Source organism: Streptomyces mirabilis (assembly GCF_039503195.1).
GTDB lineage: Bacteria > Actinomycetota > Actinomycetes > Streptomycetales > Streptomycetaceae > Streptomyces > Streptomyces mirabilis_D.
In genome coordinates this window covers 925,244-940,773 of sequence record NZ_JBCJKP010000001.1, presented here as the reverse complement: position 1 = coordinate 940,773, position 15,530 = coordinate 925,244, and the positions used below count along the sequence as shown (strand labels likewise).

At 71.2% G+C, this 15,530-nt stretch carries 12 protein-coding genes and 1 pseudogene; 7 read left to right on the top strand and 6 right to left on the bottom strand.

Annotation, left to right across the window (positions count from 1 at the left end):
• Positions 1 to 70: 70 nt before the first annotated feature.
• Positions 71 to 247, bottom strand: a complete 177-nt coding sequence (locus AAFF41_RS04825) for a CsbD family protein (RefSeq protein ID WP_319751672.1) — start codon at positions 245 to 247, stop codon at positions 71 to 73.
• A gap of 774 nt (positions 248 to 1,021) precedes the next feature.
• Here AAFF41_RS04825 and AAFF41_RS04820 point away from each other — a divergent pair.
• Both AAFF41_RS04820 and AAFF41_RS04815 read left to right on the top strand, forming a co-directional pair.
• On the top strand, positions 1,022 to 2,302 hold the full coding sequence (locus AAFF41_RS04820) for an MFS transporter (RefSeq protein WP_319751673.1): 1,281 nt from the start codon (positions 1,022 to 1,024) through the stop codon (positions 2,300 to 2,302).
• A 128-nt stretch (positions 2,303 to 2,430) separates the two neighbouring features.
• Positions 2,431 to 2,914: pseudogene (locus tag AAFF41_RS04815) on the top strand (cytochrome); the annotation flags it as partial.
• A 587-nt stretch (positions 2,915 to 3,501) separates the two neighbouring features.
• Here the strand turns inward: AAFF41_RS04815 and AAFF41_RS04810 are convergent.
• The gene (locus AAFF41_RS04810) at positions 3,502 to 4,239 is read right to left on the bottom strand and encodes an endonuclease/exonuclease/phosphatase family protein (protein ID WP_343323538.1); all 738 of its coding nucleotides are present in this window, start codon (positions 4,237 to 4,239) and stop codon (positions 3,502 to 3,504) included.
• A 600-nt stretch (positions 4,240 to 4,839) separates the two neighbouring features.
• Here AAFF41_RS04810 and AAFF41_RS04805 point away from each other — a divergent pair.
• The gene (locus AAFF41_RS04805; protein ID WP_343323537.1) at positions 4,840 to 7,110 is read left to right on the top strand and encodes a M4 family metallopeptidase; all 2,271 of its coding nucleotides are present in this window, start codon (positions 4,840 to 4,842) and stop codon (positions 7,108 to 7,110) included.
• Positions 7,111 to 7,174: 64 nt separating this feature from the next.
• On the opposite strand, the gene AAFF41_RS04800 is transcribed toward AAFF41_RS04805, so the two are convergent.
• Entirely contained in the window at positions 7,175 to 8,281 is a 1,107-nt protein-coding gene (locus tag AAFF41_RS04800; RefSeq protein ID WP_319751676.1) for a PP2C family protein-serine/threonine phosphatase, read from the bottom strand.
• An 11-nt stretch (positions 8,282 to 8,292) separates the two neighbouring features.
• Positions 8,293 to 8,526, bottom strand: coding sequence for a hypothetical protein (locus AAFF41_RS04795; RefSeq protein ID WP_343323536.1), 234 nt, complete (start codon positions 8,524 to 8,526; stop codon positions 8,293 to 8,295).
• Here AAFF41_RS04795 and AAFF41_RS04790 point away from each other — a divergent pair.
• Entirely contained in the window at positions 8,525 to 8,872 is a 348-nt protein-coding gene (locus AAFF41_RS04790) for a PRC domain containing protein (protein ID WP_054229476.1), read from the top strand. The two genes, AAFF41_RS04795 and AAFF41_RS04790, sit on opposite strands and share 2 nt — an antisense overlap.
• A 117-nt stretch (positions 8,873 to 8,989) precedes the next feature.
• Positions 8,990 to 10,249, top strand: coding sequence for an NAD(P)/FAD-dependent oxidoreductase (locus AAFF41_RS04785; protein ID WP_319751678.1), 1,260 nt, complete (start codon positions 8,990 to 8,992; stop codon positions 10,247 to 10,249).
• Here AAFF41_RS04785 and AAFF41_RS04780 read toward each other — a convergent pair.
• A complete protein-coding gene (locus tag AAFF41_RS04780; RefSeq protein ID WP_060900548.1) occupies positions 10,246 to 10,689 on the bottom strand; it encodes a DUF6010 family protein in 444 nt (147 codons plus the stop codon). The two genes, AAFF41_RS04785 and AAFF41_RS04780, sit on opposite strands and share 4 nt — an antisense overlap.
• A 625-nt stretch (positions 10,690 to 11,314) precedes the next feature.
• Between AAFF41_RS04780 and AAFF41_RS04775 the strand changes: the two genes are divergently transcribed.
• Both AAFF41_RS04775 and fusA read left to right on the top strand, forming a co-directional pair.
• Positions 11,315 to 11,977, top strand: a complete 663-nt coding sequence (locus AAFF41_RS04775; protein ID WP_319751679.1) for an alpha/beta hydrolase — start codon at positions 11,315 to 11,317, stop codon at positions 11,975 to 11,977.
• 434 nt (positions 11,978 to 12,411) lie between these two features.
• Positions 12,412 to 14,511, top strand: coding sequence for an elongation factor G (fusA, locus tag AAFF41_RS04770; RefSeq protein WP_319751680.1), 2,100 nt, complete (start codon positions 12,412 to 12,414; stop codon positions 14,509 to 14,511).
• Positions 14,512 to 14,623: 112 nt separating this feature from the next.
• Here fusA and AAFF41_RS04765 read toward each other — a convergent pair whose 3' ends face one another.
• A complete protein-coding gene (locus tag AAFF41_RS04765) occupies positions 14,624 to 15,505 on the bottom strand; it encodes an RNA polymerase sigma factor SigF (RefSeq protein ID WP_097288676.1) in 882 nt (293 codons plus the stop codon).
• Positions 15,506 to 15,530 lie beyond the last annotated feature (25 nt).

Genomic DNA, 15,530 nt, shown 5'->3' with positions numbered 1-15,530 from the left:
GCGCCCCGGGGCGCCGAAGACCCTGCCCGGGGCGCCGACGACCGTATCCGGGACGCCCGGGCCGTCGTCCTCAGTGCTTGGTCCGCTGGCGGATGTGGCCCACGGCCTTTTCGGTCATCTCCTGGGCCTTTCCGCGCAGCTGTTCGCCACGGCCCGCCCTCTGCATGGACTTGTCGCCCAGGGCTTTGCCGAGGGTCTCCCTCATCTTGCCCTTGAGCTGCTTCGTTCTGGCGTTGCCCTTCATCATCACAGTCGCTTTCCTCGAGGCCGCCGACGAGTGGGATGCGGCGACATGCCTTTCTTCACCGTGTGGCCAGGAGGTGGACACCGCAAACCGGCATACGCGATTTCACCGTTCGGGCCCTCTCCCGTCATTTCGCCACGGGAGGCTTCGTCGCGATCCCCTCACGTGCCGTGGACGAGGCCACCGGGGCGGTCACGAACACGGCCCCGGGCGTCCCCCTCTTGACGTCCTGGATCCCACCGCCCGACGCGTCCGTTCGGCGCACCGTCCCGTACGACGGTCCGGCGGGATCCGGCGCACCTCTTGCACGGCCCCGCGGTTGCTGATGTCATATTCAGCCGCAGGTCGGTGACTTTGGCTGATTACGCTTTCGGGCGATCCGAAAGTTTCGGCTACCTTGTGGCTGCACAGATGTTGATGCCTAAACAAGGCCTGCGTCGATGCCCTTCCCCGGTCTCGGTCGTGTCGATTCATCCCGCATGCCCGTTTCCCGACTCGCCCTCGTTCCGAGCGGAGTTCGTGTGACCCGACATCGCGCCATGGCATGGACGAGCAGTCCTCTCTCCACCGGTCCTGGTGGCGAGGTCCCCGCCGGTCCTGGTGCCGAGGCGGTCCGCACCACCCCGTAGGTGCCGCCGGTGTCGAACGGACCGCCGCCGGGGCGTCACGCCGTGGACGGCGGGTGGCTCTCCGGCTCGATGAACATCATGCGCCTGAGGGTCCTTCGAGCCCGCCGGGCGTTCCCCATCACAGCTGAGTGAAAGCCCCCCATACTCCGTGACCATTCAACTGTACGAGGGCCGACCGGCCGGTCGGCATGCCGCCGTACCGCCCGGCAGCCTGCTCCGCCGGGTCTACGCACCGCGGGCCTTCGACGCCCTGGCCTTCTCCATGTCGACGTACGCCATGCCGCTCCTGGTGCTGGCCACGACCGAATCCGCCTCGCTGACCGGGCTGGCCTTCGCGCTGGAATGGATACCGCGGGTGGCGGCCTTCGGTCTCGCCGGTGACCTGGTCGACCGGCGCGGAGCCGCCATCGTGTTCTTCCTCGCCTCCTCGGCGCGCGCGGTCCTCGTGGCCGGCGGGAGCGTCGCGCTGACGATGCTGGACCGCGGGTCGGCGCAGACACTCGTCGTGATGGCGCTGGCCGCCGCGACGGGCACACTGACGCAGTTCAGCTTCATCGCCAACGAAGCCGTGGGCGCGATCGTGAGCCGCCGTGCGGACACCCAGGCACACAAGGTGCAGGCCGTCCTGATCGGCATCGACCAGACGGCGACGCTCACCGGACCCGCGCTCGGCGGCGTCCTGCTGCTGGCGGGGCCGACCCACATGCTCGCCGTTCTGAGCGTGCTGTCGTGCCTGGCGGCGGCCCTCGCCCTGCAGACCCCGCCGACCCCCCTTCGCGGCTCCCAGCCCGGCACCACACAGCGCGGAGCGGGCCTCAAGACGGGCTGGCGGACGCTGCGTTCGCTGCCCGCGCTCGGCTGGCTGGTGGGCGGCCTGACCGTATCCAACCTCGCGCTCGGGCTGCTCCAGTCCGCCAGCCCGATCATCGTCGTCGAGCGCTTCGGTCTGTCCCCGGCGGCCGTCGGCACCCTCTGGTCGGCAGCCGCGGCCTCCACGCTGCTGACGGTCACCGTCTGCCGCTTCGCGCTCAACCGGCTGGGCCTGTGGGGAGTCGGCGTGGTGTGTTCCACCGTCGCGTCCGCGGCCTGCCTCGCCCTGGCCCACGCGCCCACGTACACCGCCTACGTCGTTCTCATGGCGCTGTTCATGGCGGGCGACGGCGGCCTGACCGTCGTCCTGCGCACGCTGCGCTCCCTGCTCATCCCCGCCGCGGTCTTCGGCAGCACCCTCTCCCTGACCATCCTGCTTCTGCTGCTGCCCTTCCCGCTCGCGGGCATCGTTGTCGCCCTCACCTCGCCGTGGGCCCTCGACTACGTCATCGCGGTGTGCGCCGCGCTGCAGGCCGTCGCTCTCGGTCTCGCCTTCCTGCGCCTGCGCACCGACCCGGTCCTGCGCACTCCGGGCAAACCAGCGCAGGTCACGGCCTGAACCAACGGGCGCCCCGCGGCGGCCCGTTGGTGCGGGCCGGGGTAGGGTCTGGCACCGGTTCGTAGCCACTGAAGGGCCACGAACCGGTGGCGGGGAGCGTCGAAGGGCTGCGAACGGTGGAATCCCACATGGGGGACGGCGGATCCATGGACGTGGACGACACGCGGTTGGAGGCGATGACCGCGCAGCCGCTGCTGACCCGGGACTACGAGACGCGCCCCGCGCTCGTCTACGAGCGGCTGAGGCAGCGGCACGGCCCCGTCGCGCCGGTCGATCTGCTGGGCGTACCGGCGTGGTTGGTGCTGGGGTACCGCGAGTCGCTTCAGGTCCTCCAGGACGACGACGCGTGGCCCAAGGGGCTGGAGAACTGGCGGGCCCGGTCGGAGGGCAGGGTTCCCGCCGACTGGCCGCTCGGACCCTCCCTCGAGGTGAACCACGTGCTGATCCAGGGAGGTCCCGGCTACCAACCGCTGCGGACGGCGTGGGACGCGGCGCTCAAGTCCTTCCAGGATCCGCGCCACCCGCAGACCAAGCGGCTGAAAGCGGCCGTCACCGCCCATGCCGACGAGCTGATCACCCTGTTGGGACAGGGCGGGGGCAGGGGCGTGGCCGCTTGGCGCTCCTCCCCGTTCATGCGCGGCCTGCGATCGCTGCCCGTACGGTACGAACTCGCCCCGCCGGTCCCCGCGTTGACGCCGGACGGGCAGGAGCGCACCGCGGGCCCGGCGTCCGACACCCCCGACACCCCCGACGTGTCCGGGACGGTGACGACGGACCAGGCCGTCCAGCGCGGCTCGTCGCTCTGGCGCTACCTGACGGGCCTGATCCGGACGGGCCGTTGAGCCTCCCCCCACACCGCGATCAACGCACCAGGCACACACCATGCCCGCCCCCGGGACACCGGCCGGCCATGCGGTCCTGGCCGAGGCGTGCGCGGTGCTGCACGGCGTCCGGAACGTCCGGCGTGCCACCCCGGGCCGCGCTCGCCGAGCACCGCGGGGACACGGAGGAAGCCGTCCGCCTCCTGGACACGTCCACGCAGGAGTACGTCCGTTGCGGACTGACCCTGCGGTACCCCCTGTTGCGCGCCGCTCCCTTGGTGAAGCACTCCGGACAGGCCCCGCGCGGCCGTGATGTGGCACCGGGCCCACCGGATCGCGCCTGAGCCAGGAATCCCCCTCGTTCACGAAGGGGAGCATTCACAGGGACAGTTCCAGCACGAGCGGGCGATGGTCCGAGATCCCCGTCGCGGGCGTGCGCACTCCGCTCGCCGCTGTCACGCCGACGCCGGTCGCGAGCACATGGTCGAACTGCACGACCGGGCGCTGCGCGGGATAGGTCGGGGTGCGGGCCAGATCGAACCAGCCGCGGGGCGACGGTGGGGTGCGGGTCTTCCCGGGAGTGTTCAGTACGACCCTGGGCAGGGCACCGATCAGGTTGAAGTCGCCCAGCAGCACATGAGGTGGGGGCAGGTCGGCGATCCAGTCGCGGACGGCGAGCAGCTGTGCGACGTTCCAGCCCGGTACGAACGACAGGTGCACCGCCACCGCCGTGAACGGACCGCCCGGTCCCTCCAGTACGGCGGCCAGCGCGGCGCGCGGCTGGTCCCGGACCAGGGTGAACCCGGGCCGCCCGGCCATCCTCAGGGGCATACCGAGGGGCGCCGGGGCCAACCGCCGGGCCCGCCAGTCCCGTACCGGAAACCGGGACAGCAAGGCGATCCCGTGCGAGGGGACGTCCGTGGCCGGGTCGACGTCCTGCGGGCCGTACACCCGCAGCCCGGGCTCGGCCGGGTCGCGGACCCACCCCCGGTCCGCCGTGGAACGGGCGTGGAACGCGCTCGCGTAGCGCCAGTGCTTCAGCCCCGCCGCGTCGGCGGCGACCGACGCCTGGTCCGCTCCGCCCGATCGCTCCTGGAGGCGGTCCAGTTCCTGCAACGCCAGGACATCGGCGTCCAGGGACAGGACGGCTCGGGCGAGCGGTCCTTCGGCCGGGTTCGGGGCGGGGAGAGGGGCCCTCCGTCCGGCAGCGCCCTGCCGTGCAGCACATTGAACGTCGCGAGCCGCACCGGCCGACGGCGCGTGCCCTGGTCCCGCTGACTTCGCTGATTCATCGTCAGGCCAGTGTCCCCGTATCGATGCGGTCCGCGGAAACCGGCGTGGGCAGCTTCCCGTGCTCGGCAACCCACGCCACCCACGCCACCCACGCCACCCATGCCACCCACGCCACCCGGACCGTCCGGCCCCGGCCGAAAAGTGCCCTGAGCCGGGGTGAACACCCAGCAATCAATAGCCAATTTCAGCCGTTGCTTTGTCATCTCCATGACAAATCTGTGCATGCGATGTCAGTCTGCTCTTGAACGTTCACCGTTCCTTCACACCCCCCACCTGTCGCGCGCCGCCGAGTTCCGACACTCCCCTCGTGGGTCACCTCGTGCAGCGCCCTTCCCTGCTCAGCGCGTTGCCAGCCGGCCACACCCTGCCGGCCCGCTCTCTCGGCCTCGACCACGGGCCGATCGTCGCCAGAAGGAGAAGCCCTTGCTCCCGCCCCACCGCACCTCGCACCGGCGCAGATACACCGCGGCGTTGGCGCTCACCGCCGCCGGCACGCTGCTCGCCGCCGGTTTCCACACCGGCGTCGCGTCCGCGGCCCCCCGCGACCGCGGCCACGCGAAGATCGTCGCCACCCCCCGGGCCGCCGCGGCCCCGGCGAAACTGTCTCCCGCCGCGCACTCCGCGCTGCTCAAGAGTGCCAGGGCCGCGGTCGGCGCCACCGCGAAGATCCTCGCCCTCGGCTCCAAGGAGAAGCTGATCGTCAAGGACGTCTCCAAGGACGCCGACGGCACCACACACACCCGCTACGAGCGCACCTACGCCGGACTGCCGGTCCTCGGCGGCGACCTCGTCGTACACGTCAGGAACGGTCTGTCCACCGTGTCCGAGGCGAGCAAGGCCGACCTCCAGGTGACGACCACCACCGCCCGCGTCTCGTCCGCCACCGCCGCCCACAAAGCAATCGCGGTCGCGAAGAAGGCCGACGCCACGCGTCCCGCGGTCGACGGCGCTCCCCGGCTCGTCGTCTGGGCCGCCGGGGCCGAGCCGGTGCTGGCCTGGGAGTCGGTGGTCGGCGGCACCCAGGACGACGGCACGCCGAGCGAGCTCCATGTCATCACCGACGCCACCTCGGGCAAGGCCCTGTTCGACTTCCAGGCGGTACGCACGGGCACGGGCACGGGTCAGTACAGCGGATCGGTTCCGCTCAGCACCACGCCGTCCGGCTCCACGTACCAGCTGGTGGACGGCGACCGCGCGGGTCACCGCACCTACGACCTCAACCAGGGCACCTCCGGCACCGGCACCCTCTTCACGGATGACAACGATGTCTGGGGAGACGGCACCCAGAGCGACCGGCAGACGGCCGGCGTGGACGTGGCCTTCGGCGCCGCGGCCACCTGGGACTACTACAAGGACGTCTTCGGCCGCAACGGCATCCGCAACGACGGCGTGGCCGCCTACAGCCGGGCGCACTACGGCAACAGCTACGTCAACGCCTTCTGGTCCGACACCTGCTTCTGCATGACGTACGGGGACGGCGCGAGCAACGCGCACCCGCTGACCGCCCTGGACGTCGCCGCGCACGAGATGAGCCACGGCGTGACCGCCGCCACCGCGGGCCTCACCTACTCGGGCGAGTCCGGTGGCCTCAACGAGGCGACCTCGGACATCTTCGCCGCCGCAGTGGAGTTCCACGCCAACCTGTCCGCCGACGTCCCCGACTACCTGGTCGGCGAGAAGATCGACATCAACGGCAACGGCACCCCGCTGCGGTACATGGACAAGCCCTCCAAGGACGGGGCGTCCCGCGACAACTGGGACTCCTCGCTGGGCGGCCTCGACGTCCACTACTCCTCCGGACCGGCCAACCACTTCTTCTACCTGCTCTCCGAGGGCAGCGGCGCCAAGACCGTCAACGGGGTCTCCTACGACAGCCCGACCTACGACGGCGTACCCGTGACCGGCATCGGCATCGAGAACGCCCAGCGGATCTGGTACCGGGCCCTGACCACCTACATGACCTCCAGCACCAACTACGCCGGCGCCCGCACCGCGACCCTCCAGGCCGCCGCCGACCTCTTCGGCGCGTACAGCGACACCTACCTCGCCGTCGCCGCCGCCTGGGCCGGGATCCATGTCGGCGACCGGATCGCGCCGGGTGTCAACGTGGCGCCGATCGACGACCAGACCAGTGGCGTCGGCCAGCAGGTCTCCCTCCAGACCAGCGCCTACACCACCAACTCCGGCGCGGGCCTGACCTATGCGGCCACCGGCCTGCCGGACGGTCTGACGATCAGCGACACCGGCCTGATCTCGGGAGTTCCCACCACCACCGGGACCAGCCCGGTGACCGTCACGGTCACCGACAGCACGGGAGCGTCCGTCTCGGTGAGCTTCACCTGGCGGGTGGCGAACATCTACGCCAACAGCACGCGGGTGGACATCCCCGACGCCGGAGCCGCGGTCGAGTCACCCATCACCGTCACCGGCCGGACCGGCAACGCCTCGGCCACCACCCAGGTCTATGTCAAGATCATCCACACCTACCGCGGTGACCTGACGGTCTCCCTGGTGGGACCCGACGGCACCGTCTACTCGCTCCTGAACCACAGCGGCGGCAGCGCCGACGACGTCGACCAGACCTTCACGGTCGACGCCTCCGCGCAACCCGTCAACGGCACCTGGAAACTGAGGGTCCAGGACACCGCCGCGATCGACGTCGGCTACATCCAGCAGTGGCAGCTCACCCCCTGACCTGTCCGCCCGCCGACCTCGCCCGTCCGGCCCGCCCCGCGCGGTCCGGGCGGGCGAACCGTCCTCACCCCCGCTCGCCCTGGACGTCGGGTGTGAGGACCAGCATCGTGACGTCGTCTCGCACGGCGGTGCAGAACCGTAGGAGGTCCTCCCAGAGGCGGTCGGTGAGGTCGGCCGGTGTCTCCCGGGCCAACGTGGTCAGGCGCTCGGCCAGGGGATAGAAGGCGCCCGTCGCGTCCCGGCTCTCGGTCACTCCGTCGGAGCCGAGGAACAGTCGGTCGCCGCGCTCCAGCCGGACGGTGCAGATCTGCGGCGGAGAGATCTCGAAGAACCCGAGACCGAGGGGGGCTCCTGGTTCGAGTACGAGCTCGACGGCCTTGCCGTCGCGCAGCAGAAAGGGATGCGGGTGTCCGCAGGACGTCAGGCGCACCGCGTCCGCGTCGGCCGAGAACTCCAGCAGCAGAGCGGTCGCGAACAGTTCGGCGTGAGCGGTCTGGGCCGAGTCCACGATGAGCCGGCGATCGAGGCGGGCCGCGGCCGATTTCAGGTCGCCCTGGTCGAGCACGGTCTCCCGGAACGCCCCGAGGAGGGAGGCGACGGTCGAGACGGCCGACAGCCCGTGCCCCTGCACATCGCCCATCACCGCCCGCACACCGTACGGGCCGGCGCGCACGTCGAAGAAGTCGCCACCCACCAGTGTCTCGCGCTGCGCCGCCCGGTAGAGCGCCGTGCAGCGCACCGGGCCCACGCGTCCGGGAAGCGGCGGCAGCACGGCCAGCTGGGCGGCCTCCGCGACGGTGCGCACCGTGACCAGGTGGGCGTCGCGCCGACTGCGCACCAGGGAGATGGCGACGCTCAGGATCGCGACGAACGTGATGGTCAGCAGGTCGGTGTTGCCCGGATGGTTGAGCTGGAGCGGCGGTACGAACAGCAACACGATGACGATGGCGCCGAAGACGGCCGTCGCCACGGGTCCGTAGGAGAGCACCGCCAGCGACGGGATGGCGCCCAGCAGGAAGCCGATGTCCAAGGGGTACCGGCTCAGGAGTTCGGCGGTGCAGACCGCCACCAGCAGGGCGGGCGGCAGCACCCGCACCCAGCGCGGTGGTGGTGCTCCGCGCAGCCAGCCCTGGCTCTCCCGGACGTGATGCCGGTGGTCGGCCGTGCCCATAGCGCTCCTCCCTACCCCACCACGCTCCTCCTTCCGGCGATCGTGCGCATCACGGTGGGCCGGGCGGACCGCCGGATGCCGAGGATTTCCCTGCTCCGCGCGGAGTTGCGTGCGGAGAATTCCCGCTGTTGGTTGAAAATCGCAATTCTCTGAGAATTCTCTTCGGGAAAAAGAGTGTCGGCGCGCGCTGAACGGACACCCGGTGTTTTCAAGCGCACCACGACATAGCTGGAGGATTTCTTCATGTACGAGAATCTGTGGGCCTACACTCCGACCAGCGGCCACACCCCCGACTCGGACCTCACCGGGTACCGGGTGGAAGCGACCGATGGGCACATCGGGAAGGTCGACAAGCACTCGGACGAGGTCGGGTCCCAGTACATCGTGGTCGACACCGGCATCTGGATCTTCGGCAAGGAGGTCCTGCTACCCGCGGGGACGATCACCACGATCACCCACGAGGACAAGACCGTCCACGTCGCCCGGACGAAGGACGAAATCAAGTCGGCACCGGAGTTCGACAAGGAGAAGCACCTCGGTGACCCGCATTACCGCGATCAGCTCGGCGGACACTACGGGTCCGGACACTGACACCGCCCCGTCCGCCGGTGCTGCCCCTTTCGGGGGCGGTGCCGGCGTTTCCGCGCCGGGCATCACCGCGCCGGGCATCACCGCGACGACGGAGCCGTTGATCGAAGGAGTGTTCCCATGGTCGCCACTCGTGGCGGGCCGGACGTGCTGGTGGTCGGTGCCGGCCTCGCCGGACTTGCCTGTGCCCGCGACCTGACGCGGGCGGGACTCGGTGTCCGCGTCCTGGAGGCCTCGGACGGGGTCGGCGGGCGCATGCGCTCCGACCGTCACGAGGGGTTCGTCATCGACCGCGGCTTCCAGGTGTTCAACACCTCCTACCCCCAGGTCCGACGGCGCCTCGCACTGCGCGCGCTGCGGCTGCGGCCCTTCACCCCCGGGGTCCTCGTGCACACCGACGAAGGCCCGCTCCGCTTCAGTGACCCGACCCGGGGCCCCCGCAGGCTCGGCGACCTGCGTCCGGGACGGCTGGCCGGCAGTCGGGACCTGGCCGCCCTGGGTGTCCTGTCGGCCCGCGACATGCTCGCTCCAGCCCGTTCGGTGAAGCACGGCGACGACCGCACCACCCGCACCGCACTGGCTGCCGGCGGATTCTCCGAGGAGTTCGTCGAGCGGTTCTTCCGTCCCTTCCTCTCCGGAGTCTTCCTGGAGGACGAGTTGGAGACGTCCAGCAGGGTGTTCCACCTCGTCTGGCGCAGCATGCTGCGCGGCACCCTGTGCCTGCCGACCGAGGGCATCGGAGCGGTGCCGCGGCTGCTCGCCGACGCGCTGCCGGCGGGCGCCGTACACCTCGACACCCCGGTGACCCGGCTCACGGACGACGGAGTCCTCCTGGGCACAGGGGGCGAACTGGCCGCGCGGGCGGTGGTGGTGGCGACCGGGCCCGGCCAGGCAGCCGCACTGCTGCCGGGACTGGAGATGCCCGAGTACCGCACCGTGACGACGTACTACCACACCGCGCCCCGCTCTCCGCTGGCCGAACCCGTCCTCGTGACGGACGTGAGGAGGAGATTCCTCAACACCTGCGTCCTGAGTGAGGTGGTGCCCGGCTACGCGCCCGGCGGGATGGCGCTGATCGCCACTTCGGTACGCGGTCAGGACCACGGAGGCCGCGAGGCGGAGGTGCGCGGAGCACTCGCCGAGGCGTACGGCACCGACACCGGCGCCTGGCAGCCGCTGACCGTGCGTACGGTGCCCGACGCGCTGCCGGCCATGCCGCCCCCACAGCCGCTCAGCCGTACCGCCCGGGTCGGCCGGCGACGCTATGTGTGCGGGGACCACCGCGCCACCGGCTCCGTCCAGGGGGCCCTGGCCTCGGGGGCCCGCGCGGCCCGCGAGGTGGCCCGGGACCTGGCGGCACAGTCACCCGTGGGCGGCTAGGCGTGTGAGGCGTCGGTGGGGGAGGCGTCGGTCAGGGACGTGGGGCGCTTGGAGAACCAGGAGCCGATCAGGGTGGGGAGCGAGGGGCCGCCGCGCAGGCACCAGAGGGCGATCACCGGGTCGCAGATCGCGCAGCCGAGCGACGAGTGCGTGGCGAACGGGATGATCGGGGCACCCCGCAGGTAGTGCAGGGCGTCCCAGGCGGTGTGCAGCAGCCAGGCGACGCCGATCCAGACGTACGAGTCGAGGCCGCGGTAGGCGCAGTAGGTGACCGCGGCGGTGAAGACGAACTCCCAGGCGCCGAAACTGCCACTGCTGAGATAGGCGGCTCCGGCCCCGGCGACCATGATGGCGTTGAACCGCCGCCTCGTGGGCTCGCGGAGCAGGGACATGAGGAACGCGTAGAGAACACCGATGAGTACGGGTGCGACGAAGAGCATGCGCGAGACGCTACGAGGGTGATCGCGGCCCCGGCAGTGGCCGGAATGACAGAGTGCGACGGGTTCTCGCCAGTCGGCATCATCGACTCCGGGTACCGTTCCCTCGTCGCGAGGCGGGGCGAGAGATGGGGCGCGACGGCCGGGCCCCGGGGCCGCGGATCAGGAGCCGCCGCAGGAGGTCACGTCGGCGTCGAGATGCCGGGCGAGTTCCTCCACGACCGCCGGGATCTCGCGGCGGAACGCGGCGAGGTCGAGACCTTCGTCGGCGAACCACGGCGAGCAACGCGCGGCTGCCGACCGCCGTGACGATCACGTGTCCCGTGCCGCAGCGGGCGCTCACTGATCACCCTCGGCGAGCAGTACCCCCTCATCAGGCCGCTCAACGCCGCCTCCGCCCCGCTCTTCCTCCACCTGGCACTCGACCGTGGCCGCAGCAACCTCGCGCTGACCCGGCACCACCTCAAGCGCCTGGAATCCGCTCCGGAGGACGGACGACCCGTGGGCGGTGGGACACTTCTCCCACAGGCGGAGTCGGAACACGGGAAGAGCTGTGATGCGCGGCCGAACGCGGACAAGGACCTCTGGCGCACCGACGCGTGGACCGGTCGGGGCCGACACCGCCCTGGTGCCGGTCCGTCACTCGGACACGGCGCGTGCGGCCGTGCTCGTCCTGCACGGGGGCCGGGCCGACAGTCTGGCCCGCTCACGGCCCTGGAACGTGGCGGCGCTGCGGATGAGGCCCGTGGTCCGGGCCGTCGCCGCGGCCGTGCCGGACGACGAGGTCTTCCTCGGACAGGTGCGCTACCGCCTCCAGGGCTGGAACGGTTCACGGGCCGACCCCGTCGGTGACGTCCGGCGGGCGCTCGCGGAGCTCGTCCGCCTCGTCGGTGCGGTGCCGGTGATTCTCGTGGGTCATTCGATGGGCGGCCGGGCGGCTCTGCGCGTCGCGGCGGCGACACAGGTGGGAGGAGTGGTGGCGCTGGCGCCCTGGTGTCCGGAGGGCGAACCGGTGGCCCACCTCCAGGACAAGAAGGTGATCGCGCTCCACGGTGACCGCGACCGCGTCACCGATCCGTCGGAGTCGATCGCGTTCGTCCGCCGGGCCAGGGCCGCCGGTTCCCGCGCGGGTGTGCTGCTGGTCAAGGGCGGTGACCACGCCATGCTCCGACGGTACGGAACCTGGCACGGCGCCACGGGGGCGGCCGTCGCCGAACTGCTGAGGCCCACGGAGCCGCCCGGCGGACTGCTCGCCCGCGCGCTTTCGGCGGCCGACTCCGGCCTGCTCTGACCGGACATGCCCCGAACCGACTCCGGGACCGGGCGCGGCGCGAGGAGCGAAATTCCGGTGCGCCGACCGCTTCGCGCTCCCTACACTCACCCCACAACGCGCGCTCACCGCACCTGCGGAACATCACGGCGCGCGTCCTGACGAGTGAGGGGAGCCGGGCCGTGCGTCACCGCACCGCTGTCGTCGTTCCCCCTTCGCGCTACGAGGTGATCCTCGTGTCTCCGGGTCCCCGGTGCCGGCTGCGCGGCCGGCGCCGGTGGTCCGTGACGAACATCTGACCTCTCTCCGCCCGTCGCCGGGCAGATCGGCTCCGTACGCCCCCATGGGGATGTGCCGTGGCCGGAGGTCCTTGCACGGCCCGTGGCACGACCCCGGGCCGCGTCGTCCGGGAAATCGCGCCGTCCCATCCGGATCATTCCGAAAGGCCATGGGCCGTGCGTACCGACCTGCACCGTCACCTCGACACCCCGCTCGCCGCCGTCCGCAACCTGGGCATCCTCGCCCACGTCGACGCCGGGAAGACCACCCTCACCGAGCGGATCCTCTACCTCACCGGGACCACCCACAAGCGGGGTGAGGTCCATGAGGGCACCACCGTCACCGACTTCGACCCCCAGGAACGCGATCGTGGCATCACCATCTTCGCCGCGGCCGTGAGCTGTGCCTGGGACGCACACCGGATCAACCTGATCGACACCCCGGGCCACGTGGACTTCTCCGACGAGGTGGCGCGCTCCCTGCGGGTGCTCGACGGCGCCGTGGCGGTCTTCGACGCCGTCGCGGGAGTCGAACCGCAGAGCGAGGCGGTGTGGCGCCAGGCGGACCGGTACGGCGTGCCGAGGATCGCCTTCGTCAACAAGCTCGACCGCGCCGGTGCCGACCTCGACACCGCGGTCGAGTCGATCAGGGAGCGGCTCCATCCGGCCCCGCTGGTCGTCCAGTTGCCGATCGGATCGGAGGCCGGGTTCACCGGTGTGGTGAATCTGCTGCGCATGCGGTCACTGGTCTGGCCCGAAGGCCGCGACACGGTCGAGGAAGGCCCGGTGCCCGAGGCGCTGAGGGACGCCGCGGAAGGCCGCCGCCGACAGCTGGAGGAAGCGGTGGCGGAACTCCACCCCGGCGCGCTCGAGGAGTTCTGCGCGGAAGGGAGGCTCTCCGCGCGGACCCTGACCGCCGCACTGCGCGACCTGACCCGTTCCGGCGACGGCGTGGTGGTGCTGTGCGGCTCGGCCTACCGCAACCGCGGGATCGAGCCACTGCTGGATGCCGTGGTGGCCTACCTGCCGTCGCCGCGCGACGTGCCCGCGGTACGCGGCACCCGGGACGGTGGGGAACAGGAGCGGTTCGCCGACCCGGCGGCACCGTTCGCGGCACTGGTGTTCAAGGTGAACGGGACCGCCACGGGGCGGCTGACGCACCTGCGTGTCTATTCGGGCACGATCGGGAAGGGAGAGACGGTGTGGGACTCGGGCACGGGGCGCACCGAGCGCATCGGCCGGATCCTGCGGGTGCAGGCAGACCGCCACGCCCCACTGGAGCGGGCGGTGGCGGGTGACATCGTCGCGGTGGTCGGGCTGAAGTCGGCCCGCGCGGGGTCGACCCTGTGCGCCCCCGGGGCTCCGTTGGTTCTCGAACCGCCGACCGTCGCCGATCCGGTCGTCTCGGTGGCCGTCGAGGCCGTCGCCGGCGCTGAGGTGGAGCTGTTGGTGTCCGCGTTGACGCGGCTGGTCGAGGAGGATCCCTCGCTGGTCGTGCGCACCGACCCCGAGACCGGCCAGCTGGTCCTGTCGGGCATGGGCGAACTGCATCTGGAGGTGGCGGTGGAGAAGATCCGGCTCGCCCACGGTCTGGACGTCCGGGTCGGCCGGCCGAGGGTGGCCTATCGGGAGACGGTCGTCCGGGGAGTGTCGGGGCTGGTTCACCGGCACGTCAAACAGGACGGCGGTGCCGGTGAGTTCGCCCATGTCGTGCTCGACGTGGAGCCGCTGGAGGACGTCCCGGGCGACGGCGACGGGGGCGCGGCGCGCTTCGAGTTCCGCTCGACCGTCGTCGGCGGACGGGTGCCACAGGAGTACGTCCGGGCGCTGGAGGCCGGGTGCCGTGACGCGCTGGCCGACGGGCCGCTCGGCGGGCATCCGGTCACCGGGGTGCGTGTCGTCCTCACCGATGGAGCGACCCATCTGAAGGACTCTTCGGAGCGGGCGTTCCGGACGGCCGGCCGGTTCGCGCTGCGGGAGGCACTGCGCGCCTGCGCGATGGTTCTCCTGGAACCGGTGGCGGACGTCACGGTCACCGTGCCGGACGACGCCGTGGGCGGGGTCCTCGGTGACCTGGCGGCGCGACGCGGGCACGTCACGGGCTCCGTCACGCGGGCGGGCGTCGCGGCGATCGCCGCGACCGTGCCGCTGGTCGAGCTGTTCGGCTACGCGACCCGGCTGCGCAGCCGGACCCGGGGCAGGGGAGTCTTCACCGCCCGGCCCGCCGGGTACGCCCCGGCACCGAGCACGGCGGCAACCGGGACTGTGGCCCGGTGACGCACGGGACGGTCCCGCCCGACTTCGGGCGGGACCGTCCCGTGGCGCCCCGGTCGAACGCTGTCCCTGTAGAACGCAGCCCGGGGCGGGTGCGTCGGACGACCGTGGCGCGTCAGGCGACCGCGGGATCGAGCAGCCCGGTGCGAAGACGCTTGATGATGCGGGTGATCAGACGCGAGACGTGCATCTGCGAGATGCCGAGTTCCTCGCCGATCTGGGCCTGGGTGCGCTCCTCGACGAAACGCATGTGGATGATCCGGCGCTGACGTTCGTCCAGTTCGGCGATCAGCGGGGCCAGGGACTGGAAGTCGTCGACGAGTTCGAGCGAGGGATCGTCCTCGCCGATGAAGTCCGCGAGAACGGTGTCCCCGTCCGCGCCGTCGTCGGCCGTGAGCGCGGCGTCGAGGGACGAGGAGTTGTAGCCGTTGGAGGCCTTGCGCGCCTCGATGACCTCCTCCTCGGAGAGGGACATCAGCGCGGCCAGCTCACGCGTGGTCGGGGTGCGGCCGAGGCGGGTGCGCAGTTCTTCCGTCGCCTTGGCGAGTTCGATCCGCGCCTCCTGAAGACGGCGGGGCACATGGACGGCCCAGCTGGTGTCGCGGAAGAAACGCTTGATCTCGCCGACGATGTACGGAACGGCGAAGGAGGTGAACTCGACCTCGCGGGTCAGCTCGAAACGGTCGATCGCCTTGATGAGCCCGATCGTGCCGACCTGGACGATGTCCTCCATCTCGTCCTGGTTGCGGCTGCGGAAGCGGGCCGCCGCGTAGCGCACGAGGGAGAGGTTCATCTCTATGAGCGTGTTGCGCGCGTACTGGTAGTCGTGCGTGCCTTCCTCCAGCACGGCCAGCCGGTCGAAGAACTGACGCGACAAAGAGCGCGCGTCCTTCGGGCTGATCTTCAGCGGCTCGTCGATCAGGGGGAGTGCCTCCTCCTGTGCCGTCCCTGCCTGCTGTGCCGTGTTGGTTGCCTTCGCTGCCGTCACGGCTGCCATGCGATCCACCCCAGTTCGTTCGAAG